Annotated in this window: 25 protein-coding genes and 1 pseudogene; 16 read left to right on the forward strand and 10 right to left on the reverse strand. The window is 70.4% G+C overall.

Annotated elements, in window-relative coordinates:
* Window positions 1–214: 214 nt before the first annotated feature.
* Complete coding sequence (locus ACTOQ3_RS22500) at window positions 215–778, reverse strand: hypothetical protein (protein WP_440085317.1); 564 nt, start codon at window positions 776–778, stop codon at window positions 215–217.
* A gap of 175 nt (window positions 779–953) precedes the next feature.
* On the opposite strand from ACTOQ3_RS22500, the gene ACTOQ3_RS22505 reads away from it, so the two are divergent.
* The 7 genes from ACTOQ3_RS22505 to ACTOQ3_RS22535 all read left to right on the forward strand — a co-directional run bounded on the left by ACTOQ3_RS22505 (window position 954) and on the right by ACTOQ3_RS22535 (window position 6,617).
* On the forward strand, window positions 954–1,622 hold the full coding sequence (locus tag ACTOQ3_RS22505; RefSeq protein WP_440085318.1) for a response regulator transcription factor: 669 nt from the start codon (window positions 954–956) through the stop codon (window positions 1,620–1,622).
* Between the two features lies 1 nt (window position 1,623).
* The gene (locus ACTOQ3_RS22510; protein WP_440085320.1) at window positions 1,624–3,204 is read left to right on the forward strand and encodes a sensor histidine kinase; all 1,581 of its coding nucleotides are present in this window, start codon (window positions 1,624–1,626) and stop codon (window positions 3,202–3,204) included.
* 74 nt (window positions 3,205–3,278) lie between these two features.
* Window positions 3,279–3,665: a Rieske (2Fe-2S) protein gene (locus ACTOQ3_RS22515; RefSeq protein ID WP_440085321.1), complete on the forward strand. Its 387-nt coding sequence runs from the start codon at window positions 3,279–3,281 to the stop codon at window positions 3,663–3,665.
* Between the two features lie 118 nt (window positions 3,666–3,783).
* A complete protein-coding gene (locus ACTOQ3_RS22520) occupies window positions 3,784–3,981 on the forward strand; it encodes a hypothetical protein (RefSeq protein ID WP_440085323.1) in 198 nt (65 codons plus the stop codon).
* A 270-nt stretch (window positions 3,982–4,251) separates the two neighbouring features.
* Window positions 4,252–5,172, forward strand: a complete 921-nt coding sequence (locus tag ACTOQ3_RS22525; protein ID WP_440085324.1) for a GNAT family N-acetyltransferase — start codon at window positions 4,252–4,254, stop codon at window positions 5,170–5,172.
* A gap of 158 nt (window positions 5,173–5,330) precedes the next feature.
* A complete protein-coding gene (locus tag ACTOQ3_RS22530; protein WP_440085326.1) occupies window positions 5,331–6,224 on the forward strand; it encodes a L,D-transpeptidase family protein in 894 nt (297 codons plus the stop codon).
* A gap of 147 nt (window positions 6,225–6,371) precedes the next feature.
* Window positions 6,372–6,617, forward strand: a complete 246-nt coding sequence (locus ACTOQ3_RS22535; RefSeq protein WP_362842578.1) for a hypothetical protein — start codon at window positions 6,372–6,374, stop codon at window positions 6,615–6,617.
* A gap of 166 nt (window positions 6,618–6,783) precedes the next feature.
* Here ACTOQ3_RS22535 and ACTOQ3_RS22540 read toward each other — a convergent pair whose 3' ends face one another.
* The gene (locus ACTOQ3_RS22540; RefSeq protein ID WP_440085327.1) at window positions 6,784–7,749 is read right to left on the reverse strand and encodes a serine hydrolase domain-containing protein; all 966 of its coding nucleotides are present in this window, start codon (window positions 7,747–7,749) and stop codon (window positions 6,784–6,786) included.
* A gap of 33 nt (window positions 7,750–7,782) precedes the next feature.
* Window positions 7,783–8,829, reverse strand: coding sequence for an aldo/keto reductase (locus ACTOQ3_RS22545; protein ID WP_440085328.1), 1,047 nt, complete (start codon window positions 8,827–8,829; stop codon window positions 7,783–7,785).
* A 107-nt stretch (window positions 8,830–8,936) separates the two neighbouring features.
* Between ACTOQ3_RS22545 and ACTOQ3_RS22550 the strand changes: the two genes are divergently transcribed.
* The 3 genes from ACTOQ3_RS22550 to ACTOQ3_RS22560 all read left to right on the forward strand — a co-directional run bounded on the left by ACTOQ3_RS22550 (window position 8,937) and on the right by ACTOQ3_RS22560 (window position 12,093).
* Window positions 8,937–9,884 (forward strand): AraC family transcriptional regulator, encoded by a 948-nt coding sequence (locus ACTOQ3_RS22550; protein ID WP_440085330.1) that lies wholly within the window; start codon window positions 8,937–8,939, stop codon window positions 9,882–9,884.
* A gap of 144 nt (window positions 9,885–10,028) precedes the next feature.
* Entirely contained in the window at window positions 10,029–10,517 is a 489-nt protein-coding gene (locus tag ACTOQ3_RS22555; protein ID WP_440085331.1) for a MarR family winged helix-turn-helix transcriptional regulator, read from the forward strand.
* A gap of 73 nt (window positions 10,518–10,590) precedes the next feature.
* Window positions 10,591–12,093 carry a DHA2 family efflux MFS transporter permease subunit gene (locus tag ACTOQ3_RS22560; protein ID WP_440085332.1) on the forward strand — a complete coding sequence of 501 codons (1,503 nt, stop codon included), beginning with the start codon at window positions 10,591–10,593 and terminating at the stop codon, window positions 12,091–12,093.
* A 106-nt stretch (window positions 12,094–12,199) separates the two neighbouring features.
* Here ACTOQ3_RS22560 and ACTOQ3_RS22565 read toward each other — a convergent pair whose 3' ends face one another.
* On the reverse strand, window positions 12,200–13,051 hold the full coding sequence (locus ACTOQ3_RS22565; RefSeq protein ID WP_440085333.1) for a DUF72 domain-containing protein: 852 nt from the start codon (window positions 13,049–13,051) through the stop codon (window positions 12,200–12,202).
* A 155-nt stretch (window positions 13,052–13,206) separates the two neighbouring features.
* Between ACTOQ3_RS22565 and ACTOQ3_RS22570 the strand changes: the two genes are divergently transcribed.
* A complete protein-coding gene (locus tag ACTOQ3_RS22570) occupies window positions 13,207–14,157 on the forward strand; it encodes a superoxide dismutase (protein ID WP_440085334.1) in 951 nt (316 codons plus the stop codon).
* Between the two features lie 163 nt (window positions 14,158–14,320).
* Here ACTOQ3_RS22570 and ACTOQ3_RS22575 read toward each other — a convergent pair whose 3' ends face one another.
* Window positions 14,321–14,881, reverse strand: a complete 561-nt coding sequence (locus tag ACTOQ3_RS22575; protein WP_440085335.1) for a cysteine hydrolase family protein — start codon at window positions 14,879–14,881, stop codon at window positions 14,321–14,323.
* 117 nt (window positions 14,882–14,998) lie between these two features.
* Here ACTOQ3_RS22575 and ACTOQ3_RS22580 point away from each other — a divergent pair.
* Together ACTOQ3_RS22580 and ACTOQ3_RS22585 are read left to right on the forward strand one after the other, a co-directional pair.
* Window positions 14,999–16,277 (forward strand): annotated as a pseudogene (locus ACTOQ3_RS22580) (RNA-guided endonuclease InsQ/TnpB family protein).
* 416 nt (window positions 16,278–16,693) lie between these two features.
* Entirely contained in the window at window positions 16,694–17,068 is a 375-nt protein-coding gene (locus ACTOQ3_RS22585) for a DUF1203 domain-containing protein (RefSeq protein ID WP_440085336.1), read from the forward strand.
* Here ACTOQ3_RS22585 and ACTOQ3_RS22590 read toward each other — a convergent pair.
* On the reverse strand, window positions 17,013–17,687 hold the full coding sequence (locus tag ACTOQ3_RS22590) for a response regulator transcription factor (protein ID WP_440085337.1): 675 nt from the start codon (window positions 17,685–17,687) through the stop codon (window positions 17,013–17,015). The genes ACTOQ3_RS22585 and ACTOQ3_RS22590 overlap by 56 nt on opposite strands.
* Window positions 17,684–18,871, reverse strand: coding sequence for a sensor histidine kinase (locus tag ACTOQ3_RS22595; RefSeq protein ID WP_440085338.1), 1,188 nt, complete (start codon window positions 18,869–18,871; stop codon window positions 17,684–17,686). Before ACTOQ3_RS22595 ends, ACTOQ3_RS22590 begins: the two co-directional genes overlap by 4 nt.
* A 110-nt stretch (window positions 18,872–18,981) precedes the next feature.
* On the opposite strand from ACTOQ3_RS22595, the gene ACTOQ3_RS22600 reads away from it, so the two are divergent.
* A complete protein-coding gene (locus ACTOQ3_RS22600) occupies window positions 18,982–20,559 on the forward strand; it encodes a hypothetical protein (RefSeq protein WP_440085339.1) in 1,578 nt (525 codons plus the stop codon).
* A 128-nt stretch (window positions 20,560–20,687) separates the two neighbouring features.
* On the opposite strand, the gene ACTOQ3_RS22605 is transcribed toward ACTOQ3_RS22600, so the two are convergent.
* Window positions 20,688–21,935 (reverse strand): MFS transporter, encoded by a 1,248-nt coding sequence (locus ACTOQ3_RS22605; RefSeq protein WP_440085340.1) that lies wholly within the window; start codon window positions 21,933–21,935, stop codon window positions 20,688–20,690.
* 493 nt (window positions 21,936–22,428) lie between these two features.
* On the opposite strand from ACTOQ3_RS22605, the gene ACTOQ3_RS22610 reads away from it, so the two are divergent.
* Both ACTOQ3_RS22610 and ACTOQ3_RS22615 read left to right on the forward strand, forming a co-directional pair.
* Window positions 22,429–22,818 (forward strand): VOC family protein, encoded by a 390-nt coding sequence (locus tag ACTOQ3_RS22610; protein ID WP_440085341.1) that lies wholly within the window; start codon window positions 22,429–22,431, stop codon window positions 22,816–22,818.
* A 195-nt stretch (window positions 22,819–23,013) separates the two neighbouring features.
* A complete protein-coding gene (locus ACTOQ3_RS22615; RefSeq protein WP_440085342.1) occupies window positions 23,014–23,226 on the forward strand; it encodes a hypothetical protein in 213 nt (70 codons plus the stop codon).
* A gap of 167 nt (window positions 23,227–23,393) precedes the next feature.
* On the opposite strand, the gene ACTOQ3_RS22620 is transcribed toward ACTOQ3_RS22615, so the two are convergent.
* Together ACTOQ3_RS22620 and ACTOQ3_RS22625 are read right to left on the reverse strand one after the other, a co-directional pair.
* The gene (locus ACTOQ3_RS22620) at window positions 23,394–24,026 is read right to left on the reverse strand and encodes a DJ-1/PfpI family protein (protein WP_440085343.1); all 633 of its coding nucleotides are present in this window, start codon (window positions 24,024–24,026) and stop codon (window positions 23,394–23,396) included.
* A gap of 1 nt (window position 24,027) precedes the next feature.
* Window positions 24,028–24,996 (reverse strand): GlxA family transcriptional regulator, encoded by a 969-nt coding sequence (locus tag ACTOQ3_RS22625; RefSeq protein ID WP_440085344.1) that lies wholly within the window; start codon window positions 24,994–24,996, stop codon window positions 24,028–24,030.
* Between the last annotated feature and the right edge of the window lie 68 nt (window positions 24,997–25,064).

The raw sequence follows: 25,064 nt of genomic DNA on the forward strand, positions 1-25,064 counted from the left end.
GGACCGGCCCCCGCACGGATCTCCGCGCGGGTTTCCCGGATCGCCTCCGAACCGGCGGTGAACCGGCCGGAGACACCTCCGAACCGGCGTCAAACCGGCCGGAGCCGTTTCCGGGCCTGCTGCGAACCGGCCGGGGCAATTCCCGCACGGATGCCCCGGCCGGTTCGCAGGTCTTCGCGGGGACGCCCCCGGGCTCGCCGGGGCGTCCCCGAGGTCACTCCTCCTCGGCCTTCATGCCGGCCTTCTTGACGCAGGTGACGGTGGGCACGTCGCCCTCCGGGTGCTTGCCCGTCACCCTGATCTCGGTGATCCCGGCCCCCTCGGGAGCGGGTACGGCCGTGGAGAGCGTGGCCACCTCCCCGGGCTTCTGAGCGCCTTCGGGAAGGGCGGGCGCGGCCATGACCCTGATCCTCTTGGGCGGGATCGCGCCCTCGGGAAGGGCGGACGGCTCGGCGTCCGGCCGCACCGCCAGGATGTCCTCGGCGATCGTGACGCGTCCGGCCTCGGGCTTCCCCGGCTCACCGGCCTGTCCGGACGGCACGGCGGGAACGGCGGGAACCGCGAGAGCGGATCCCTCCTTCTCCAGCTTCTCGCGCTCGGCCTCGGTGAGCCGGCGCGTCGTCAGGGTCACCTGGCCGCCCCCCTCGCAGTCGACGATCACGACGTCGTCCTTGGGAAGAGGGGTGGGGGTGGGCGTGTCGGCACTGGCGGCTCCGGTCAGCGTGGCCATCAGAGCCCCCGCGGTCACCACCGCGGCGGCGAGCATGCGGATGCGCATGGATGTTCTCCTTGTCAGACGAGTGTCAGCGGATGGATACGGCAGGTGGACTGGTGAGCGGACCGGCATGCCGTTCTGGAGACCACAGGCTCCCGCCCGTTGCCTGAACCCAGCCTGAAGGCGCCGGAAATCGTCTTCAGGTTGGCTTTAGGCGGGGTACGGCAGGCTGGGCGGCATGCGCGTGCTACTGGTTGATGACGAGAAGCGCCTGGCCCACCTCCTGAAGGAGGGGCTGGCGGGCGAGGGATTCGCCGTCGACGTCGCGTACGACGGCCGCGACGGGCTGTGGATGGCGACCGAGAACCCGTACGACGTGATCGTGCTCGACGTCATGCTGCCCCGGATGAACGGCTACACCGTCTGTGCCAAACTCCGCGACGCGGAGAACTGGACGCCGATCCTGATGCTCACCGCCAAGGACGGAGTGCAGGACGAGGCCGAGGCCCTGGACACGGGCGCGGACGACTTCCTGTCCAAACCGTTCTCCTACGTGGTGCTGCTCGCCCGGTTGCGCGCGCTGGTACGCAGGGGCGGCAGGGCGAGGCCGGTGTCCATCGCGGTCGGCGACCTGACCGTCGATCCGGCGGGGCTTCGCTGCCGCCGCGGCGAGGTGGAGATCTCCCTCACGCCCAAGGAGTTCGCGGTCCTGCACGGCCTGGCGCGCAGGCAGGGCGAGGTGGTCTCCAAGAGCGAGTTGCTGGCCCAGGCGTGGGACTTCGCCTACGACGGCGACCCGAACATCGTCGAGGTCTACGTCAGCGCGCTCCGCCGCAAGATCGACTCTCCGTTCGGCCGCTCGTCGCTGGTGACCGTGCGCGGCGCCGGCTACCGGCTGGAGGCCTGAGATGGCGTCGCGCCTGTCGGTACGGCTCCGGGCGACCCTCGCGGCGACCGCCATCGTCGCGGTCGCGCTGGGCGTGGCGGCGTCGGTGCTCGTCGGCGTGCTGACGGGGAGCCTGACCCGGAGCGCCTCCGACGAGGCCGCCCGCCGCGCCGGCGCCACCGCGGACGTTCTCGCCGGCGCCACCGCCGACGTGCTCCCCGGCGGTACGTTGGTGCTCGGCGTCCCGGCGATCGACGCCACGTCCACCGGCGTCCCGGAGCACCCCTCGTGGGCGATCGACACTCCGTCGGCCACCGTGGTCACCGTCACCGGACCGCGGGCCGAGGCCGCCGGGCACTCGGAGCCCGCCCTCCTCGACCCCGACATCAAGATCTTCACGCGTCCCGCCTCACCGGCGCCGACGCTCCCCGGCCCGGGCCCGGTCGCCTCACGGTCGTCCGGCGGGAAGGCCTCGGCGCTGTCCGGGAAGGCCGCGCCGTCCGGTGGGAAGGGCGCGCCGCCGTCCGGGATGTCCGGGACGTCCACCGGGAAGGTGACGGCGTCCCCCGTGGTGGCCGTACGGAACATCGCGGGCGGAGCCGCGCTCGAGCCCGCCGAGGTGACCAGATGGGCGCCCGGCGACTCCTTCGCCCTGGCCACGATGCCCGTGGACACCGCCAACGGCACGCTGTTCGTACAGGCCAGGGCCTCACTCGAACCCACCGCGGACGCCCTGACGACCCTGCGCGGCCTGCTGCTTCCCGGTATTCCCGCGTTGCTCCTGCTGGTCGCCGCCCTCACCTGGCTCGCCGTCGGCCGGGCGCTGGCACCGGTCTCGGCCATCCGCGCCGAGATGGCCGACATCACCGCCAGCGACCTGCACCGGCGAGTCCCCGTACCCAGGTCGCGTGACGAGATCGCCCGCCTCGCCGAGACCATGAACCGTACGCTCGACCGCCTCGAACTTGCGGTCAGCCGGCACAAGCGCTTCGTCGCCGACGCGGCCCACGAACTCCGCAGCCCGCTGGCCATCCTGCGGACCCGCCTGGAGCTGGCCCGGCCGGGACCGCTGGCGGCCGAGGCCCTCACCGACGTGGAGCGGATCCAGGCCCTCACCTCCGATCTCCTCCTGCTCGCCCGCCTGGACGCCGGGGAGCCCATCTGCCACGAGGAGGTGGACCTCGGCCAGGTGACCGCCGAGGAGGCGGCCAGGTCGCGCCCCAGGCCGGAGATCGAGGTCACGCTGGAGGTGGCGGCCGACACCGTGCTCCTCGGCTCCGCCGGGCAGCTGCGCCGCCTGGTGGCCAATCTGGTGGACAACGCCGTGCGCCACGCGAGTTCCGCGGTCACCGTCCGGCTGGCCACGGACGGCGGCGAGGCGGTGCTCGACGTGCTCGACGACGGACCGGGCATTCCCGCCGAGCACCACGAGGCGGTCTTCGACCGGTTCACCCGGCTGGACGAGGCCAGGGACAGGGACGCGGGCGGTGCGGGTCTCGGGCTGGCCATCGCCAGGGACATCGCGGTACGGCACGGCGGCACCCTGCGTGTCGCGGGGAAAGATCGAGGAGCGTGGCTCCAGGCCCGCTTTCCTGTGATATGAACCACACACGTGATCTATCACGGAGCCCTTCACTCCCCAGGAGGCCCGCCATGCCCGCTCCCACCCGTCGCTTAATGATCTTTCGAGGTCTCGCGGGCGGCGCCGCCGCCGCGATCGCGTCGGCCACCGCATGGGTACGCCCCGCCGAGGCTTCCGAGGACACCGAGGAGGCCGCCGGTCCCATCCTCGCCAGGACCAGCAGCATTCCCGTCGGCGGCGGCCGCATCATCAACGGCAAATGGGTGGTCACCCAACCCGTCAAGGGCACCTTCCGTGCCTTCAGCGCGAAGTGCACGCACCAGGGCTGCCCGGTCTCGACCATCCGCGGCGGGACCATCAACTGCCCCTGCCACGGCAGCAAGTTCCGGATCGCCGACGGCTCGGTGGCCAGGGGCCCCGCCAAGCGGCCGCTGGCCCGTAAGAAGATCAGGGTCTCCAAGGGCGTCATCCGGCTGAGCTGATCAGCCTGCGCTCACCCGCACTTCGCGCGGGCCGCTCCCGCGACGTGCGTCACGAGAGCGGCCCGCGAGAGGGACGGGATCCGCGGTCCGTGAAGACGGGACTCCAGGATTCGCCCTCTTGCCGACTTCTCTTCCGGAAGCCGCCGAGGGGGACGGCCTCGCCACCGTTCAGACCGACCAGGAGCAGCCGGTTGCGGAACTCACCACCCCCGCGGAGGAACTCGGCGCCCTCCCGCTCGCGGGCCCGGACGACGAGCCGCTCGTCGTCCGCCCACGCCACGGACCGCTCGATCCATTGACACGCTCCCCGGCCTGAAGGCCGGGGATTCAGCCCGTGCCGCGTCAAGCGGCACCGAGGGAGGCTCGCGGGCGAAGGTGGGGCGGGGTGCCTTCTCAGGACATCGGCGAAGGTTTCACGTGAATCAATCGCTTCGCGCGGCGACGAGAAGCGGCGCGAGAATACGCGGTCCGGGATCCGGTGGTTCGGCGATCCGCGTGTTCGGCGATTCAGCGGGCTCAGGGGGTCTGTGATCCGGTCGTGCGGGCGGTCCGGGCTGGAACCGCCCGCGGAAGGGACGTGAGACCGATGGGTGACGTCACCGTACGCCCCTACGAGGGCGCCGCCGACCTGCGCAAGATGCAGGAACTCGTACGGGCGACCTGGGGTCCCGGCGTCCGGCCGCATGTCGGAGGCCTCGCCTGGAGCAGGTTCCAGCACGTGGGGCGGGAGGCGGAGTGGCCGACGGCGCTGTGGGAGCGCGACGGTGACACCCTGGCGTGGGGCTGGGCGATGCCTCCGGGCGAGCTGGAGATGTTCGTGCATCCGGAGCATCCCGCGCTGGCGGACGAGGTGCTCGACTGGTTCCGCGGTGTGGCCACCGGCGACGAGGCGGGGGTGACCATCCTGGAGGGCGAGAGGCGACTCGCCGCGGTCCTGTCCCGGCACGGCTACCGGCGGGAGCCCGCGGACGCGCCCTTCCTGCTGCACATGTCACGCGACCTGCGTGATCTACCGGAACCCGAGGTGCCTCCCGGCTTCGTCGCGCGCCACGTGCGCGGCGAGGAGGACGTGCCCGCGCGGGTGGCCGTGCACCGGTCGGCGTTCGCTCCCTCGTCGGTCACCGAGGAGAGTTACCGCAACGTCATGGGCGCGTGGCCCTACCGGCGCGAGCTGGACCGCGTCGTCGAGGCGCCGGACGGCCGCCTGGCGTCGTACTGCCTGATCTGGCTGGACGACGCCAACGGCGTCGGGGAGCTGGAGCCGGTCGGCACGCACCCGGACTTCCGGCGGATGGGGCTGGCCCGCGCGGTCTGCCTGCACGCGCTGCGCCGGCTCGGGGAGGCGGGAGCGGTCACCGCGATCGTCCGCCCTCGGGGGGACGCGGGACATCCGGTGCCCGCTCGACTGTACGAGGCACTGGGCTTCCGCACCCGCGACCGGACGGCCCGCTACTCGCGTCCCCGCCGACCCCCGCCGAGCACGTCCAGCGGTTTCAGAAGTGTTTAATGAATATCCTCATATAACGTCGTCCGGAAATATATGCATATTTTCCGGGGAAAATCATCTCGAGATAACCCTTGAACCGCACGCGGATGTATAAGTCTTACTCCCCGGCAAGTAGCATTACAGGATTGATCGCACCTGTCGGCGGATAGACGTCACATATGCGAAGCACAGTTCAACGCTCCCTGATCACCAGCACCGTCTTCGCCCTGGTCACGACCCTCCCCTTCAGCGTCACGCACGCCGTGGCCGACCCCGCCCCCGATTCCCGGCACGTCCCCCTGCCGGATCAGTTCACGACCCTCAGAACAGGCAGCAGGGGAATAGAGGTACACAACGCGAAGAAAAGACTTAGAGATTTGGGTTTCCCCCCGGGAAATCTCAGCCCCACGTATGATCCCGCTCTGCGCATGACCGTATGGGCCTTTCAGAAGGCGAACGGGTTGAAACCCGTCGACAGGATCGACCCGCCGACCTGGCAGGCCCTCCTGCACCCCCGTCGTGTCAGGCCCCTGGTGTCGCACGGGGAGCCGGAAAGGACCGAGATCGATCTACGGCGCCAGCTCCTCACGGCGTGGAGAGGCGGGAAACCCGTGCTGGTGACCCACATCTCGACCGGTGCCCGCAGGTCGTACTGCGAGAAGGGCCACTGCGGGTTCGCCGCGACCCCGCTCGGCGACTACCGGGTGGGAGCGCGGGTTCCCGGCTGGTCCACCGGGATCCTGGGGTCGATGTTCTACCCCGTCTACTTCAACGGCGGCATCGCCATCCACGGCTCCACCCTCGTCCCCCGTTACCCCGCGTCCCACGGCTGCGTCCGGGTCCCGCTGCACAACGCCCTCGACCTCTACCGGTTCCTCCAGCCGGGCGTTCCCGTACACGTCCGCCGCTCGGAGGCGCCCGCCGAGCGCCGCCCGAAGGCTCGCGGGGAACAACGCTCCCGGATTCCCGAGGCACGGCCTCCCAAGGCTCCGCACCGCTCGCACCGGCACTCCTCGCGCCCCGGGCGCTCCACCGGCCATCGGACGGGACGTGACGGCGGAAGCCGCCGGTGAACCGCGCGGGCGAGCTTGAGCCGGGAAGTGGCCTTTGCGGTGAGAAATCCCGGCCGGTACGGCGATCGAACCGATCTCACGGGCTTAGAACCGGTGCCATGAGGTCATGATGAAAATGTCGGCAGATCATTGCGAAGGGCGTGAATCGTGATACCAACCATGATCCTGTTCGGCCTGGTCTTCGGGCGATGGTGGCGGGTCTCCCTCCTCGCCGCCGCCGTGTTCTGGCCCGCCGTGCTCCTGGCCGGCGACGCGATCGGACTCGACGGGTCACTGGTGATGGCGGCCGCGCTGGGCGTGCTCAACGTCGCCGCCGGGGTGGCGATCCATCAGAGCGTCCTGTGGATCGTGAGGAACACGATCACGCAGCGCGCACGGGCGAAGAATCCGTAACCGTACGACCGGTCGCGCCGGGGGCTCGACTCGACGCCTCCGACGCCTCCGGCATCTCTGGCACAAAGCGGCGAGAACGGGTAGGTGACGAGGGCTGGGCGGAACGCGGGCCGGTGGCGTTCCTCCCGCGTCTCCGTTCCTCCCGCTTCCCCGCGGGTCCCGCGGTTCAGCGCCCGATCCCCGCCAGGATCACCTCGTCGAGCACGACCGAGGCGGTCGACTGGTCGGGCCTGTCGTACTGTCCCGCGGTGATGGCGACCACCAGGTCCAGTGCGGGCGCCACGTGGATCCGCTGGCCGCCGTTGCCGAACCCGCCCGTCCACGTGTCGCCCACGTACCAGTGGTAGCCGTAGTGGGACCCCTCGTCGATCCGCACGTGCGGGCGCAGCGCCGTCTCCAGCCAGGACGACGGGACGACGCCACCGCCCCCGTCGCGCACGAGCCGCCCGATCGCGAGAAGGTCGCGAGGGGTGAGCCGCAGCCCGGAGGCGGCCAGGGCCACCCCGTCCTCGCCGGTCGACCACTCGAAGCGCGTGATCCCCAGCGGCTCGAACAGCCTGGCACGCGCGTAGTCCTGCACCGCCTGGCCGGTGCCCTTCTCGATGAGCCGCGCCACCAGCGCCGAAGCGCCTCCGCAGTAGGACCGTCGGTTGCCCGGCTCGTCCACGATCCGCCGCTCCAGGATGTAGCGGAAACGGTCGGGGGCCAGCTCCATCGCGATCTCGCTGTTGGCCGCGCTCGTGTAGGGGGCGCTCTCGTCCCACTCCAGGCCGAGCGTCATGGTGAGCGCGTGCTCGACCGTGAGCGCGGCTCGCCGGGGGTCCTCGGCGAGGTCCGGATACTCGGGGAAGTGCCGTAGCAGTGGCTCGCGCGGCTCCGGCACCCGGCCGTCGGCGAGGGCGATGCCGTACAGGAGGCCGACGACGCTCTTGGTGATCGAGCGGACGTCGTGGAGCGTGCCGGGCGTGAAGCGCACCCGGCCGAGCGGCTCGTTCAGCCGGAAATCCTCGCCCTCGCCGTAGTACTCAAGGATCACCCTGTCACGGCGGAGGGCGACCACGGCGTGGAGGTCGGGCAGCCGACCCTGCTCCACGCCGAGGGCGAGGCGGTCGGTGAGGGTGTCGCTGCTCATGATCCTTTTATACGTCCTGCCGGCGTGTCAGGATCAACCCTGCGGGGTGAACTCCCACGCACCCTGCCGGGGGAAGCGGTCGGAGTGGTCGGCCTGGATCCAGCCGGGGTATTCGACCGGGAGCGCGCTGGCGGCGTCCAGCTCGGTGAGGTCCCGCTCGGTGAGCTCGAGCTCGACGGCGGCGAGGTTCTCGGTGAGCTGCTCCGGGCGCTTGGCACCGATGATGACGCTGCTCACACCGGGACGCGAGAGCACCCAGGCGAGCGCGACGCGGGCCACGCCGACCTCGTGGCGGGCCGCCACCTCGCGCAGGACGTCGATGACGTCGTAGGCGCGCTCCAGGTTCACCGGCGGGAACTGGAACTGGTTGCGGCGTGCCCCGCCGTCACTCGTGCCGGTGCGGTCGAACTTCCCGGACAGCAGGCCGGCGGCGAGCGGGCTCCAGACCAGCAGGCCGAGCCTCTGGTCCTGGAGCAGGGGGAGGATCTCGCGTTCGATGTCGCGCGCCGCGAGCGAGTACTGGGCCTGCAGGGAGGCGAACCGCGCCCATCCTCGCCGCTCGGAGACGCCCAGGGCCTTCATCGTCTGCCAGGCGGTCAGGTTGGAGGCGCCGATGTAGCGGATCTTCCCCTGGCGCACCGCGTCGTCGAGGGCGGCCAGGGACTCCTCGAAGGGCGTGATCGGGTCGATGTTGTGGATCTGGTAGAGGTCGATGTGGTCGGTACGGAGCCTGCGCAGGCTGTCCTCCAGCGACCGCATGATGTGCAGCCGGGACTGGCCGACGTCGTTGGGGCCGGAGGCCATCCGCGCGGTCATCTTGGTGGCGAGCACCACGTCGCGACGGCGTGCCCCGAGCACCTGGCCGAGGAGTTCCTCCGACTCGCCCCCGCCGTACACGTCGGCGGTGTCGATGAGGTTCACCCCGTGATCGAGCGCGGTGCCCACCAGGTGGTCGGTGTCCTTCACATCCAGCGCGCCGACCGCCTCCCAGACCTGTGAGCCACGCCCGCCGAAGCTCATCGCTCCCAGCGAGACGCGGGAGACGAAGACTCCGGTGGTGCCGAGCTGTGCGTATTTCATCGTCCTACTCCTTCCAGATGAGGGGGGCGTTGGAACGCTATAGCTCGCCTACCTGGACAATCCATAAGAAAGAGTCCGACATATATGCGAGATCGTCCGGAGTCACCGTGGACCCCCTGTCCGATGTCCTGACCCTGCTGAACGTCAGCAGCGCCCTCTCCTCGCGCTTCGAGGCCGGTGGCCGCTGGGCGCTGCGCTTCCGGAGCTACCGGCACATCAAGATCGGTGCGATCACGTCCGGCGCCTGCCGGCTCACCATCGACGGCACGCCCGCGCTGCGGCTGTCGACGGGTGACTGCTACCTGCTCACGGGCGGGCGGCCGTACGAGGTCGCCAGCGACCTGGACGTCGAGGCGGAGGACGGCCACGCCGTCTACCTCAACGCTCCCAACATCAGGAACGTACGGTACGGCACCACCACCCCGGACGCGGAGCCGACCGTCATCATCGGCGGCAGCATCACCCTCGACGACATGACCGCGACGCTGCTGCTCGACTGCCTGCCCCCGGCCGTGCGCATCCCCGCCGACAGCCCTCAGGCCCGGACCCTTCGCCCCGTGCTGGGGATGCTGACCCACGAGACCGCGACCGAGCCACTCGGGGCGACGGTGATGATCGAGCATCTGACCCAGATCATGTTCGTCCAGGCGCTGCGCGCCCATCTGGCCGGCGAGGAGGACATCCCCGGCTGGCTGGGAGCGCTGAACGACCCGCAGATCGGCGCCGCGCTCACCCTGATGCACCAGCAGGCCACCCGCCGCTGGACGGTCGCCGGCCTCGCCGCCGAGGTGGACATGTCCCGCTCCAGCTTCGCCCTGCGTTTCAAGACCCTCGTCGGGCTGCCGCCGCTGGACTATCTGCTGCACTGGCGCATCCGGTCCGCGGCCGAGGCGTTGCGTGCCGGTGACCGCACGGTCGCCTCGGTGGCCTCCGAGTGGGGGTACGCCTCGGAAAGCGCCTTCAGCAACGCCTTCAAACGCGTCACCGGCCAGCCGCCCGCCCGGTACCGAACCGCGAAGCCGCCCCCGCCTGCCGCCCCGCCCGTCTACGAATGACGTCTCCGCGAATTCATGAACATTCGTGAATGACGTCGGCGAGCACGCGCACCCGGCCGGCCCGCTGGTCGACGGCCTGGGCCTCCGCCAGATGCTTCCGCTTGCAGATAATCCAGAACGGTACCGGTTGGCTAGGGTAGGGCCATGACCGCCATGGCACCCGCCCGCACCGAGCCGGATCTGTCGTTCCTGCTGGACCACGTCAGCCATGTCCTGAGAACCCGGATGGCGGCGGCGCTCGCCGAGATCGGGCTTACGGCACGCATGCACTGCGTGCTGGTCCACGCCCTGGAGGAGGAGCGCACGCAGATCCAGCTCGCCGAGCTCGGCGACATGGACAAGACCACCATGGTGGTCACGGTCGACGCCCTGGAGAAGGCGGGGCTCGCCGAGCGCCGCCCGTCCAGCACGGATCGGCGCGCCCGGATCATCGCGGTCACCGAGAAGGGCGCGGAGGTCGCACGGCAGAGCCAGGAAATCGTCGACGGCGTGCACCGGGCGGCACTGGGCGCGCTGCCCGATGACGAGGGCGAGGTGCTCGTACGGGCGATGAACCGCCTGGTGACGGGCCATCTGGCCACTCCCACCGAGGCGCCGCGGGGGGTCAGACGAGCGCGGCAGCGCACAAAGTGAATCCATAAAGGATCGTCTACAACAAAACTATCTGCTACGGTCACTTCTGTTCCCCTTCGAACAGGAGACGGCCATGTCGCACACCGCACCCTCCCCTCGGCCCCCTCGGCCCCCTCGGCCCTCCCTGCCATCCCGCACCGGCGCGTCCCCGTCACGCCGGCTCGCGCTCACCGTGCTGTCCGCCGCGATGTTGATGACGATCCTGGACGGCAGCATCGTGACCGTGGCGATGCCGGCCATCCAGGCGGATCTGGGCTTCTCACCCGCGGGGCTCAGCTGGACCGTCAACGCCTACCTGATCGCTTTCGGCGGGCTGCTTCTGCTGGCCGGCCGGCTGGGCGACCTCATCGGCCGCAAGACCATGTTCCTGGCCGGGAACGTGGTCTTCACCGCCGCGTCGCTGCTGGCCGGAGTGGCCTCCGGGCCCGGCATGCTGATCACCGCCCGGTTCCTGCAGGGCGTCGGCAGCGCGATGGCCTCCGCGGTCGTGCTGGGCATCCTGGTGACGCTGTTCACCGAGCCCGGGGAGCGTGCGAAGGCGATCGGCGTCTTCAGCTTCACCGGTGCCGCCGGAGCCTCCATCGGCCAGGTCCTGGGCGGGGTCCTCACCGACGCGCTCAGCTGGCACTGGATCTTCTTCATCAACCTGCCGATCGGGCTGGCCACGATCGCGCTGGCGATCCGGGTACTGCCGGGCGAGCGCGGGATCGGGTTCGCCGCCGGAGCCGACGTCATCGGCGCCGTGCTGGTCACCGGCGGCCTGATGCTGGGCATCTACACCGTGGTCAAGATCGAGGAGTACGGCTGGCTCGCGGCCCACACCCTCGGTCTCGGCGCGGTGTCGCTCGCCCTGCTGGCCGCGTTCGTCATTCGTCAGGCGACCGCCGGGACCCCGCTGATGCCCCTGCGAATCTTCCGGTCGCGCAACGTCTCGGGCGCCAACCTGGTCCAGATCCTGACGCTGTCGGCCATGTTCGCCTTCCAGATCATCGTCGCGCTCTACATGCAGAGGGTCCTCGGGTACGGGGCGCTCGACACCGGCCTGGCGATGCTTCCCGCGGCGGTGGCCATCGGCGGCGTGTCCCTCTTCCTCTCCGCCCGGCTCAACACCCGTTTCGGCGAGCGTGCCGTCCTGCTGGCGGGCCTGGTGCTCCTGTTCGGGGCGATGGGCTGGCTCACCCGCGTACCGGTGAACGCGAACTACGTCACCGACCTGCTCCCGGTGATGCTGCTCATCGCGGGTGGCGGGCTGGTGCTCCCGGCCCTGACCACGCTCGGCATGTCCGGCGCCAGGGCCGACGACGCGGGCCTGGCATCCGGGTTGTTCAACACCACCCAGCAGATCGGCATGGCGGTCGGCGTCGCGGTGCTGTCCACGCTGGCCGCCCGGCGTACCGGGGAACTGCTGTCCGCGGGAGAGAACGAGGCGGCCGCGCTGACCGGCGGCTACCACCTCGCCTTCGGCGTCGCCGCCGCTCTGCTCCTGGCCGCCTTCACCGTCGCGCTCGTCGTGCTGCGGCAGCCCAGGCCGGACGCGACCCCCGCCACACCGGCGGCCCGGCCGGAGACCACCTGATCACCTGATCACCGCGGCGGCCGGCCCGGCCACACGCGGCGCGGACGGCCGGGCTCACCACCGCGCGGCGGGAGGCCCCTGTCGGAAACTGCGGCGGGCCCGGCGGTCAGAAGAGGGTCAGCGGCTCGACGGGCACGGGCTCGGGGAGCGGCTCGACCCCGGGCAGCAGGGCTCGTACGTCGTCGTGGAAGCGACGGGCGAGCGCCGGCGCCTCGGCGTTGTCGGGGGTGTGGACGAACACGGTCGGCGAGCGGCCCTCGCGCAGCCACCCGGCGACCGTGCCGACCCAGTCCCGCCAGCCCTCGATCGTGCTCGCCGTGTCGTCCCGGCCGAGGTAGCGGACGATCGGGCGGTCGGTGAGAGCGACCGACCTGCGCGGCATGCGCGGCTTCTTCGACCACGCCTCTCGTTCGGCGTCGCTGGTCGGAGGGCTCCGGAAGAGAGTGGTGGTGTCGAAGGGCACCCACTCGGCGCCGGCGCCGGCGAGAACCCCCTCGAGAAGCCGTACGGATCGCGCGTCGTCGAAGAACGCGCGGTGGCGGACTTCGACGGCGTACCTGTGCGAGCGGGGAAGCCCGCGGAGAAAGCCGGCCAGGGTACCGAGGTCGGCCGGGGCGAATGACCCCGGCAACTGGATCCAGAGGGTCTGGGCTCGCGGCCCGAGTGGTTCGATCGCCTCCAGGAACGATCGAACCTCCTCGTCGACGCCGGTGAGGCGCCCCTCGTGGGTGATCGTCCTGGGCAGCTTGACCACCAGGCGGAAGTCGGGGCCCGTCTGCCGCGCCCACGACTCCACCGTGCTCCTCGCCGGTGTCGCGTAGAACGTCGTGTTGCCCTCCACCGCGTTGCACCAGGTCGCGTAGGACCGCAGGCGCTCCCCGGGAGGGAGCGGATGGGGCAGGAAACGTCCCTGCCATGACGCGAGAGACCACATCGCGCATCCCACATGAAGCCGCATGACCTCGACGCTATCCAACGACCGCGGGGACGTCGTCCGGGCGGGCGCACTTTACGGGAGCGCTACAGCCGGGCGTCATACGTTAGATCCATTACCCAAGCGGGCATTTGGGTAGACCATCGCACTCGCGACAGATGGGATTTTCCTTAATGAAGGTGGCATTTCTCCTAGCAGGGTTCCTCACCGTGCTCATGGCGGCCCCGGCCGCGGCGGCCGAGACCGGATCCAGGGCCGACGCGTCCACGACCTCCGCCTCTTCCGAGAAGCCGGCCTATCCCACCGAGTTCTCCCTCCCGGACGGTTTCCAGCCGGAGGGGATCGCCATCGGCCCGGGAGCGGCCGCGTACTTCGGCTCGCGCGCGACCGGCGCGATCTACCGGGCCGACCTGCGCACGGGCAGGGGCCGGATCATCAATCCGGGTCCCGGCACCCCGTCGCTCGGCCTCAAGGTCGACGCGCGCGGCAGGCTGTTCGTCGCCGGCGGCACGGGCGGCGACGCCCGCGTGATCGACACCCGGAACGGCAGGGTGCTCGCGAGCTACCGGCTCGCCACCGGCGCCGCGTTCGTCAACGACGTCGTGCTCACCCGCGACGCGGCGTACTTCACCGACTCGACCAACCCCGTGCTGTACAAGCTGCCGTTCGGGCGTGGGGGAGCACTGCCGGACGAGGCGGTGAAGGTGCCGCTGAGCGGGGACATCGTCTACACGACCGGCATCAACGCCAACGGCATCGCCCAGACCCCCGATCGCGGGGCCCTGCTCGTCGTCCAGTCCAACACCGGCGGGCTGTTCCGCGTCGACCCCTCGACCGGCGTGGCCACCCTGGTGGACCTCGGCGCCGAGTCCCTGGTCAACGGTGACGGCCTGCTGCTGGAGGGCCGCACCCTGCACGTCGTGCAGAACCGCCTGAACACCCTGACGTCCCTCTCCCTGGACCGCGGCGCCACCTCCGGGAAGGTGATCCGCAAGCTCTCGGACGGCCGCTTCGACGTCCCCACCACCGTCGCCTCCTTCCGCGACCGCCTCTATCTCCCCAACGGCCGCTTCACCACGACCCCCACCCCGACGACCCCGTACAACGTGGTGGCCGTCGAGCGTCACTGATCGATCTCTCACGGCCGGCCCTCTCGACACGAGGCGGCGCGGGTGGGAGCGGGACGACGAGCCGTACCCGCTCCCACCCGCGCACCCGGTCCGCGGTGATCCACGCCCGGCGACCTGGGCCCGGTGCCCGTCCTTGGGTGCCGCCGTCCGCGTCACACAGGTCTCAGGACGTGCCGCCGAAGTCGACGTTCTTGGCCTCGACCGTCCCGGCCGTCCGTCCCGGCGCCGTCTGGTAGGTCCAGTACAGGTTCGTGTGCGCGATGACCTGGTCCGGCGGCGGCGCCCCCCACTCCGTCTGGTCCTCCGTCGTGTGGGCGTCACTGACGAGGGTCACGTCGTATCCCCTGACGAACGCGCCGTGGATCGTCGAGCGGACGCACTCGTCGGTCTGCGCGCCGGCGACGACGAGCCGCCCGACGCCGAGGCCCGACAGCACGGTCTCCAGGGTGGTCTCCTCGAAGGAGTCGCCGTAGTGCTTCTCGACGAGCGGCTCGGCGTCGTCCGGAGCCAGCTCGGGGACGATCCGCCAGTTGTCGCTCCCCCTGGCGAGCTGCTCGTCCGAGTGCTGGACCCAGACGACGGGGACCCGCTCCCGACGCGCCCTCTCGACAAGGCCGCCGATGTTCGCGACGACCACGTCGCGCCGGTGGGTCCCCTCGACGACACCGTTCTGCACGTCGACGACGAGGAGCGCGGTGTGCGGCCGGTTCTCGAGTGTGGTCATCGGATACCTCCAGCGTGGAGACCCCGGACTTTGGGCCGGAGAGGAAACGCGGCGCAGTGCCGCAGGTCTGGTATCGAACACACGTCCACAGTTAACTTCTGTGGCAGGGTGTGATGCGTGGCGCAGATCGTGATGCGGGCCTACAGGTTCCGCTTCCACCCGACGAACGAGCAGGCGGCGGAGCTGTCGCGTATGTTCGGCTGCGCCCGCCTCGTCTACAACAAGGCTCTTGAAGAGCGGACCCGCGCCTACGCGCTGGAAGGCCGGAAGGTCTCCTATGCGCAGTCGTCGGCCGCGCTGACAGCGTGGAAGAAGACCGACGACCTCGCGTTCTTGAACGAGGTGTCGTCGGTGCCGTTGCAGCAGGCGCTGCGGCACCTTCAGGCGGCGTTCGCGAACTTCTTCGCCAAACGCGCGAAGTACCCGACGTTCAAGTCCCGCAAGAAGTCCCGGGCAAGCGCCGAGTACACCCGCTCTGCGTTCACCTACCGAAACGGTCGGATCACGCTGGCGAAGATGGACGGCCCGCTGACCATCGTGTGGTCGCGCCCCCTGCCCGAGGGCGCCCAGCCGTCCACGGTGACCGTGACCAAGGACGCGGCCGGGCGCTGGTTCGTGTCGATCCTGTGCGAGGACACCATCGCCCCGCTCCCCCCGACTCCGAACGTGGTCGGGGTGGACGCGGGCATCACGGCACTGGCGACGCTCTCCACCGGAGAGAAGATCGTAAACCCCCGGCACGAGCGGGCCGACCGGCGCAAGCCGGCCAAGGCTCAGCGCACCCTCGCCCGTAAGGAGAAAGGGTCGGCGAACCGGCACAAGGCCAAAGTCAAGGTGGCCCGGGTGCATGCCCGCATCAGTGATCGCCGCCGCGATCATCTGCACAAGGTCACCACTCGGCTCGTCCGTGAGAACCAAACGGTCGTGATCGAGGACCTCACCGTGCGCAACCTGGTGAAGAATCACAGCCTGGCCCGTGCTATCTCGGATGCCTCCTGGCGCCAGATGCGGTCCATGCTGGAGTACAAAGCAGCCTGGTACGGGCGGGAGCCGGTCGTCGTGGACCGCTGGTTTCCCTCCTCGAAGCTGTGCTCGGCGTGCGGAACCACCCAGCGGTCCATGCCGCTGGGCGTCCGCGATTGGGTGTGTGCCTGCGGCGCCGTCCATGACCGGGATGTGAACGCCGCGAAGAACATCCTCGCCGCCGGGCTGGCGGAGAGGTAAAACGCCTGTGGAGCTGGTGTAAGACCTCATGGAGAGTTCTCTCTCTGGCGGGCGACCGGCGATGAAGCAGGAACCCTTACGGGCAACCGTGGGAATCCCCCTCCTTCAAGGAGTGGGAGGAGGTCAAGGTCTTCCCTCGCTCGCGCCGGAATCCTGTGCCCGTCCACGGTAGGCACACCCACCGACAGAAAATCCTCTCCCCGGACACCCGGGCACCTGGACACCCGGACACCCGGGCGCCCCCGCCCGGTGCCGAAGAGCCGAGGCGTTCCTGGGAGCCCGCGGTCACGATGGTCGCCGTGAGTGCTCCCGGCCGCCGCGGACCGGCACCCGAGGAAGCCGGGGAGAGCACCGCCCAGGCCCACAACCAGGGCCGATTTCCGCCAGCGCACCGGGGACGCGCGGCCGAACATGGATCCATGAGCACTCTCCGCGCATTCGCCATCGAGGCCGAGGTCGCCGCCGAGCTACGCGTCCGCGACGACGCCGGGCGTCCGCCCCGCACGGTCACCGACACCGAGGGAGACTCGCCGTAGCCTCCCGGGAGAGCGACTCGCCCTGCTCGCGTACGCGCCGCTGCGCCGGTGGGTGGCGCGGACCGGGGGCGACCCCGACCCGTACGAGGAACTGGGCCCGGTGTTCGTGCACGCCGAGCCGTGCGAGGGGCCCGGCGGGACGGGCTTCCCCGTCGACATGTGCGGTGAGCGGCGGGTCTTCCGCGCCTACGACGCCGGCGGCGACATCCTCGGCGGACGGCTGGTGGACGGGTACGCCAGCCGCGACGCCACCGCGGCGGAGACCGTCCTGGCGGAGCGGTTCGCGGACCCCGGCGTGGCGCTGGTACACGTTCGGGCGGTGGAGTTCGGCTGCTTCCTGTTCGAGGTGCGCCGCGCCCGACCCTTCCGCGCTACGCCTCGGCGGCGGGATCGGCGATGCGGTACCCCACCCCGGGTGTGGTCGTGATGATCGACGGGCTCCCCAGTTTGCGGCGCAGCCTCCCGATGGTCACGGTGACGGTGTTGGTGAACGGGTCGGCGTTCTCGTCCCAGACCTGCTCCAGGAGGTCCTCGGTGCTCAGGAAGCCGGGGCCGGCGCGCAGCAGGGCTTCGAGGAGCGCGAACTCCTTGACCGAGAGGTCGAGCCGCCGGTTGTCGCGGGTGGCCGTGCGGCGTACCGGGTCGAGCTCGATCCCGGCCGCGCGCAGTGTCCGCGCGCGGGCGAACGGCCGGCGCCGGGCCAGGGCGTGGAGGCGCAGGACCAGTTCGGGAAAGTGGAAGGGCTTGGCGAGGTAGTCGTCGGCTCCCAGGGTGAGGCCGCTGACCCGGTCCCCCGGAGAGCCGGCCGCGGTCAGCATCAGGACCATCGCGCGGTCGTCCCGTTCGGTGATCATCCGGCAGAGGACGTCGCCGTGGATCCCGGGTACGTCGCGGTCGAGGACCACCACGTCGTAGGCGTTGAGGTCGAGCCTCGCCGCGGCGGCCAGACCGTCATGGGCGACGTCGACGGCCATGCCCTGATCCCGTAGCCCCTCGGCCAGGATCTCGGCGAGCGGGCGCGCGTCCTCCACCACCAGGATCCTCACGTGGCGACGCCTTCCGGTGCGGGCGCAGGCGGCAGCGATACGGTGACGCGCAGGCCGCCTTCCGGCCGGGCGTGCAGGGCCAGGTCACCGTCGTGCGCGCCGACGACGGCCGCGACGATCGACAGGCCGAGGCCGGTGCCGGTCTCGGAGCCGGTCCGGTCGGCGGCGAGCCGCCGGAAGGGTTCGGTGAGCCGGGCGACCTGCTCCGGGTCGAGAACCGGCCCGTCCGTCTCCACGACCAGCCGCGCCCCGTCGTCCCCGGTCACGGTCGCGAGCCGGATCGAGCCACCGCGCCGGTTGTGGACGACCGCGTTGTCGATCACGTTGTTCACCATGCGGGACAGCAGGGGCGGGCTGCCCCGGGTCCACGCGGCGTCCTGGACGTGCGCCTCGACGGTCAGATCCCTCTCCGCGATGTCCGCCGCGCGGGCGGCCAGTGATTCGGACACCAGGGTGCCGAGCGCGACCGGGACGCGGCCGTGGAGCTCACCGTGCTGCGCGCGGGCGAGGTCGAGAAAGCCCTCCAGAAGGCTGTCGACCCGGTCGAGTTCGGTGCGCAGCCGGTCGGCGAGCGCCAGCGTCTGCGCCGGTACCGGCACCGGCTTGGCCACGGCCACGTCCAGTGACGCCCTCATGGTCGTCAGCGGTGTCCGCAGTTCGTGGGAGGCGTTGGCGACGAACCGGCGCTGGGCGGCGAAGGACGCCTCCAGGCGTTCCAGCAGCCCGTCGATGGTGTCCGCGAGATCCTTGACCTCGTCGGCGGGGCCCGGCACGGCCAGCCGCTCGTGCAGGTTCTCGGCCGAGATCCGCCGTGTCGCCGCGGTGATCGTCCGCAGGGGGCGCAGGACCCGGCCGGCCACGGCCCTGCCCAGCAGGAACGAGATCACCGCCATCACGACCAGCGCGATCACCGAGCCCACCAGGAGCTGGTGCGACTGAACCGCCTGGACGTCCGAGAGCTGCGCTTCGAGCTGGTGGACGCGCTCCTGGGCGCGGTCGAGGCCGGGCCGCGGAACGGGAGGGGTCTGGCCGGGTACCGGCCGGGTCATGCTGCTCGCGCCGACCAGCAGGTTGGTGAGGGCCAGCAGCCCCAAGCCGGAGAGGAGGAACAGGACGGCGTACAAAATGGTGAAACGCTGCCGTACCGTCCGTCTCGGTGGTGCGGAGCCTCGCGGCTTGCTCATCGAGCCTCTCCCGTTCGCGTGCGGACCTCCAGGATGGGGTGCCCGGCCTAACAGCGGCGTGACAGGGGTGGTTCGGGCCATGTTAGGGCCGGATCCGTAGAACCGGCCGCATGCGAGAAAACCACGAAGACACCACCGAGCCGTCCTTGACCGCACATGTACGCCAGGAGTGGGCGAGGTTCCGCACCCGGGGCCGGATGATCGCCATGGCGGCCGCGATCCTCGTCACCATCCTGCTCGGACTGCTCCACGCGATCACCCTGGGCAGCGGCACCCACTGCAGCAAGGGCCCGGTGGAGGTTCCCTGTCCCACCGATCCGGTCGGGCCGCACGGCCGGACGGTGAGCGACACGTTCTACTTCGTGCACCGGCCCCTGGGCGAGAACGGCAGCATCACCGTCCGCGTGACGTCCATGACCGGCATCATCACCTATCCGCCGCCCGACCACGACGAGATCGTCCCCGGCCTCGTGCCCTGGGCGAAGGCCGGAGTCATCATCAAGGACGGTGTCGCACAGGGTTCCCCCTACGCGGCGCTGATGCTCACGGGCGCGCACGGCGTGCGGATGCAGCACGACTACGTCCACGACACGGCCGGCCGCGCGGGCGGCGTCTCGGCGGGGACACCGCGCTGGCTGCGCCTGACCCGCGCCGGCGACACCATCACCGGCCACGAGTCGGCCGACGGCACGCGATGGGCGAAGGTCGGCACCGCCCGCCTCGCCGCGCTGCCCGAGACGGTACGGGTCGGGCTCTTCGTCACGTCCCCGGGTGACCTGACGCTCAGACCGGTCGCTCTGGGCGCGAGCCTCCCGGAGTCGCGCTTCACCCAGGCCACCGCCACCTTCGACCACGTCAGCGTGGAGGGCGGCGCGTCCGGCGGCGAATGGAGCCACGGCAGCGTGGGCGAGATGGGACACACCGACTGGGAGAAGCACCACCGGGCGGCCGGGCTCGTCGAGTCGAACGGCGCGTTCACCGTCACCGGAACCGGCGACATCGGGCCGAGCGGCCCCCAGGGCGGCCACCCCGTGGAGAGCGGCCTCGTCGGCCTCGTCATCGGCCTGATCATCGTGCTCGTGGTGGCCGTGCGATTCGTGACCGTCGAGTACCGGCCGGGCGTGACCGGAGGCGCGCCACTCACCGGCCGGACACTGGCGGCGAAGGCCCTCGTGATCGGCGCGGTCACCTTCCTGGCCGGACTGGTCTCCGCGGCGGTCATGGTGACGGCCGGCCCGGCCGTCCTGCGGGCCAACGGTCTCGGTGTCATTCCGGCGTCGGCCCTCACGGGACTGCGGGTCGCCACCGGTGTCGCGGCGCTGCTCGCGATCGCCGCCGTCCTCGCGCTCGCCCTCGGCGCGCTGTTGCGGCGAACCTGGGCGGCGATCCTCGTCGCGATCTCGGTGGTCGTCCTCCCGTACCTCCTGGCGGTCCTGCCGCTCCTGCCCGACGACACGGCCAGGTGGCTGCTGCGCCTCACACCCGCCGCCGGTTTCGCCGTCCAGCAGAGCATCCACGAGTATCCGCAGGTGGTCGCCCATTACGCTCCGTCGGCGGGCTACCACCCCCTCGCCTGGTGGGCCGGGCTCGCCGTGCTCTGCGGCTACACCACGGCCGTCCTCACCCTGGCCGGACGCCGGCTACACCGGAGCGTTCCGTCAGCACGACCGCGACCACGCTGGAGGTAACGGCCTGCCGGCGCGGGGCGTCCCCACCCGGCGGACGAACCCGGCCGGCGGCACCGCCGCGCCGGCCTCCGGGTGCGGGCCGGGGTCCGCGGAGGGGACGGCCGCGCGGATCCCGGTCCGGCACCGGGTCAGGCCGGAGCCATCCGGGCGACGATCATCCGCCAGAGAGCGAGCTGCAGCAGGGCGAGGAGCACGGTGGAGGGCATCAGGGTCCAGATCCCGGCGCTCTGTCCGACGACGCCGGTCAGCCAGGGAAGCGCCGCGCCACCGATGACCGACACCCCGTTCATGATGCCGATGGCCGTCGGCACCAGCCGGGTCGTGGTCAGATCGGGCACCACCGCCATGGCCGTCGGGAAGATGGGCCCGAGAAAGAAGCCGAGCAGGAAGAAACCGGCGGTGGCCACGACCGCTCCCGGCGCCGCCCAGGTGAGCACCGCGCTCGCCGTCACGCCGGCCAGGCAGGCGTAGGTCATGCCGGCCGCGGTCAGTCCCATCCGGGTGGCGACCGGACTGATCAGGAACCGGCCCAGGGTCAGCCCGAGCCAGTAACCGCTGGAGATGTACCCGGCGGTCAGGCCGGTCTGCGCGTGCTCCTCCACCAGGAAGGTGAACCCCCAGTTGCCCACACTGATCTCCAGGCCGACGTACACGGCGAGGAACACCGAGGCCAGCACCACCGCGGGCGAGCGCATGACGGCGGTCAGCAGACCGCCCCGCTCCGGTTCGGAGTCCTCGGGGACCGTCGGAGGCGCCGGGGCGTCAGGATACGAAGACCCCGCCCTCACGGGGGGCTCGGCCGCGCCGTCACCCGCGGGGGAGCGCCGGGGATAGGCCATCAGGAAGCCGGCCACCAGCGGCAGGCACGCCACCGCCAGTACCAGCCACACAGCCGTCCACGGCAGGAAGGTCAGCATCCAGGCGGCCGTCAACGGGCCGAGCAGCGCGCCGACCCCGAAGAACGCGTGCAGGCGGTTGAGCAGCGTCGTGGCCGAGGGCAGCTCCGCGAGGTAGGCGTTGAGCACCGACTCCAGCACGCCGGTGCCATAGCCGACCAGCAGCTGCACCGCCACGAAGGCCACGAACGGCGGGCGGGTGGCCATGTACAGCGTGGCCATCACGTACAGGCCGCCGCCGACGGCGAGGGCCAGGCGCGTACCGAGGCGCTCGAGCAGCGGACCCGTGGCGGATCCGGCGAGCATGAACCCGGCGGAGGAGGCGAAGAAGGTGATACCGATCGTCGCCATGTCGACGCCGTAGTCGCCGATCAGCGCGGGCAGCAGCACTCCGCCCACACCGGCGTTCAACCCGGCCAGTACGAAGGTCGCGTACGCCAGAACGACCGGTGCCCGCCGCGGGCTGTCAAGGACGGGCACATGCTCTCCAGCGCGGTCATTCGATGCGGATGGCTTCGGAACCGTCCGGTGACGGCCGCTCGCGTTGAAGCCCGGAGCACAACTCGATCATGGTAACCCGGGACCGCCCCGCAGGCCAGATCCTAAAAAACGCCGAAAAATGCCGAAGAGCACCGTCTCCACCACCTTGAAATCCGGCATGAGATCAGACCGGATCACGAGCCGAGGTCTGGCACGAACACCACCGCTGTCATCTCCGCCGGCATTCGACCGAGTGGCATTGTCACAACATCTCCTATCTTGCCGAGTGGTACATCTAAGCCAGGATCAAGATCAACCGATCCGGCGCGCGGGCGCATCGTCCTCGATGGCCTCGACCACGTCGAGGGGCGTGAGCTCACTGAGGGACCCGGCCAGGGTGAACCGAGGGCTTGGTGGTCCGCTCCGTAGATCCCTCTCCTGTTGCGGTGTCGAAGGGCGGATCTGGGAGCATTGCGAGATGGCGGACCCGCACATGCACATCAAAGACATCATCATCGACTGTGCCGACCCCGAACGCCTGGCCACGTTCTGGGGAGTGCTCCTTGGAAGACCGATCGCGGGGCGCATGGGCCCGTATGTCTGGCTCGAACGTGAGAACGGCCTGGGAGTGGGTTTCCAGAAGTCCGGCGAGCCGAAGGTCGGCAAGAACCGGGTTCACTTCGACCTCGCGGCGGCGGACCCGCCGGCGGAGCAGCGGCGAGTCGAGTCGTTGGGCGGACGGCGGCTGGAGGGATACGAGGAGGGAGGTTTCCTCGTCATGGCCGACCCCGAGGGAAACGAGTTCTGCATCATCCCCGAGGGCCCGTTCGAGCTTGATGACGAAGGGCGCGCCGACTATCTGGACGATCCCGGCCCGGTCTGAGCGCACCGGTTTCCTCACGCGTTTCAGACGTGCGGAGAACCACTCGCGGTCGACGACCACGGCCCCCGTAAGAGGCGCGCTCCGAGCATTTCGGTGAGTACTGCGACGCAGCATACGGCGCGAGAAGCATGGACGCTGAATGGCTGATCGGGAATGCTTACCCTCCTGGTTCGCAGAGCGGATGGGGAGTCTGGGATGGCGGAAGTTCTCGTCGTGCTCGTAGGCTGGGCGATTTCCGCTGCCGTGTTTTTCTTCATCGTTTACTGGGTGGTGCGGTTGGCGATCCGGCATGAGCGTCGAAGAGTGCCGACGTTACATGAGCGTGTGACGGCCGAGCGCGCGGCTCAACGGCTGGAATGGGCGAAACGCGAGGCTCGGAGGCGGCATGCGGAGCGCGACGAACCATAGTGTCGGCTCGGACTCGCCGGTCACGCGCGAGAACGGCCCCGGGTTCCCCACACAGCGCTTTCCTCGGTGCGGCGGACCGTGGCCCTGCCTCCGTTCGACAGATCACCGCGTGGGAACGACGCTCTTTCCTCGCCCCCTGCACGCGATGGACCACCACCCCTACGAGATCAAACATCCCTCAGGAAGGAACGCACCAGCTCAGTGATCTCTGCGGGAGCGGTCTTCGGCGTCCCGGCGTCGAACGGTGGCTCCGGTGCGTACTCCAACCCGAGCTGGATCGCCATGGCAATGTCCTCGCCGTCCTCGCCCGCCAGCAAGGACGCGAGGTGGAGCGCCATGTCGATGCCGGCCAGCACGCCGCCCGAAGTTATGATCCTGCCGTCCCTGACGAAGCGCTCGTCGACCGGCTGCGCCCCGAACCGCGCGAGCAGGTCGTGGGCCACCCAGTGAGTGGTCGCCCTGACTCCCTCCAGCAGGCCTGCCGCGCCGAGCGTGAGCGAGCCCACGCACACCGAGGTGGTCCACGTGGTGGTCGGGTGCGCCGCCTTCACGTAGCGGATCAACTCCTGATCCGCCGTGCTCCGCTTCACGTCCTTGGTACCCGGCACCACCAGGACATCGGGTCTGGGCAGGTCGGTGAAGGAAGCGGTGGCGGTCAGCGTGACCCCCTCGTCGGCGATGACGCCCGGCCGCTCTGCCACGAAGGTGACCGTCGCACCGGGAACGTTCCGGAGCACGAAGTACGGCCCCAAGGCGTCCATGGCGTCGTAACCCGCGTACAGGGGGATCGCGATGTGCATGTCAGCTCTCCTTGTCATGGAATCTGCGCCGGTACTCTCCCGGTGAGATCTTGAGATGGCGGCGGAAGACGCGATGGAGGGTCTCGGGCGTCCCGAGTCCGACCCGGGCGGCGATCCGGTCGAGCGGCTCATCGGTGCCTTCCAGCAGCCGCCTGGCCGCCGCCGCCCGCGCGTGCTCGACATACCGCGCGGGTGGCATGCCGACCTCGGTCCTGAACACACGTGAGAAGTGGCGGACACTCATGTTCACGCGTCCCGCGAGGACCTCCACCGACAGGTCGGCGTTCAGGCTCTCCTCGATCCACCCCTGCAGGTCGCGCAGAGGCTCACGCTTTGGTGTCCGCGCGCTCAGCGGCGTGCTGAACTGGCTCTGTCCACCTGGTCGCTGCAGGTACACGACCAGCCAGCGAGAGATCTCCCTGGCCAGATCGTGCCCGTGGTCGTGAGCGACGAGGGCGAGAGCGAGGTCGATTCCCGAGGTGACCCCCGCCGAAGTCCACACGTTGCCGTCGCGCACGTAGATACGATCGGCGTCCACCCGCACGTTCGGATGCTCGCGGGCGAGCATGTCCCCCACCGCCCAGTGAGTGGTCACCCGCCGCCCTTCCAGCAGGTCGGCCTCGGCCAGCAGCAACGTGCCCGAGCAGATGGATCCGAACCGGCCTGACTCCCCGGCGAGCCTGCGTACCTCCGGAACCAGTGCCGCCGTGTCGGCGACCGCCGTACGGGCCGGGAGACCGCCGACGACCAGCAGCGTGTCGATCGGGCCTTCCACGTTTCGCAGCGGCGTCTCGACGACCACGGTGACGCCGGACAGGGAGCGCACGGCCCCCGCCTCGACAGCCGTGACCTCCACCCGGTAGTCGGCGCTCGGATTCAGCAGTCCGGCCGCGGAGAAGACATCGGCCGGGCCGGCGAGATCGAGCAACTGGAAGCCGTCGAAAAGCATGATGACGACGCGGTGCGACATGTCGTCATACTTGGCCCTGCGCGGTCATGGCCGCAAGGACACATGTCTTGCAGATTCGGCCATGGTGA

The sequence above is a fragment of the Streptosporangium sp. LJ11 genome, assembly GCF_051918945.1.
GTDB lineage: Bacteria > Actinomycetota > Actinomycetes > Streptosporangiales > Streptosporangiaceae > Streptosporangium.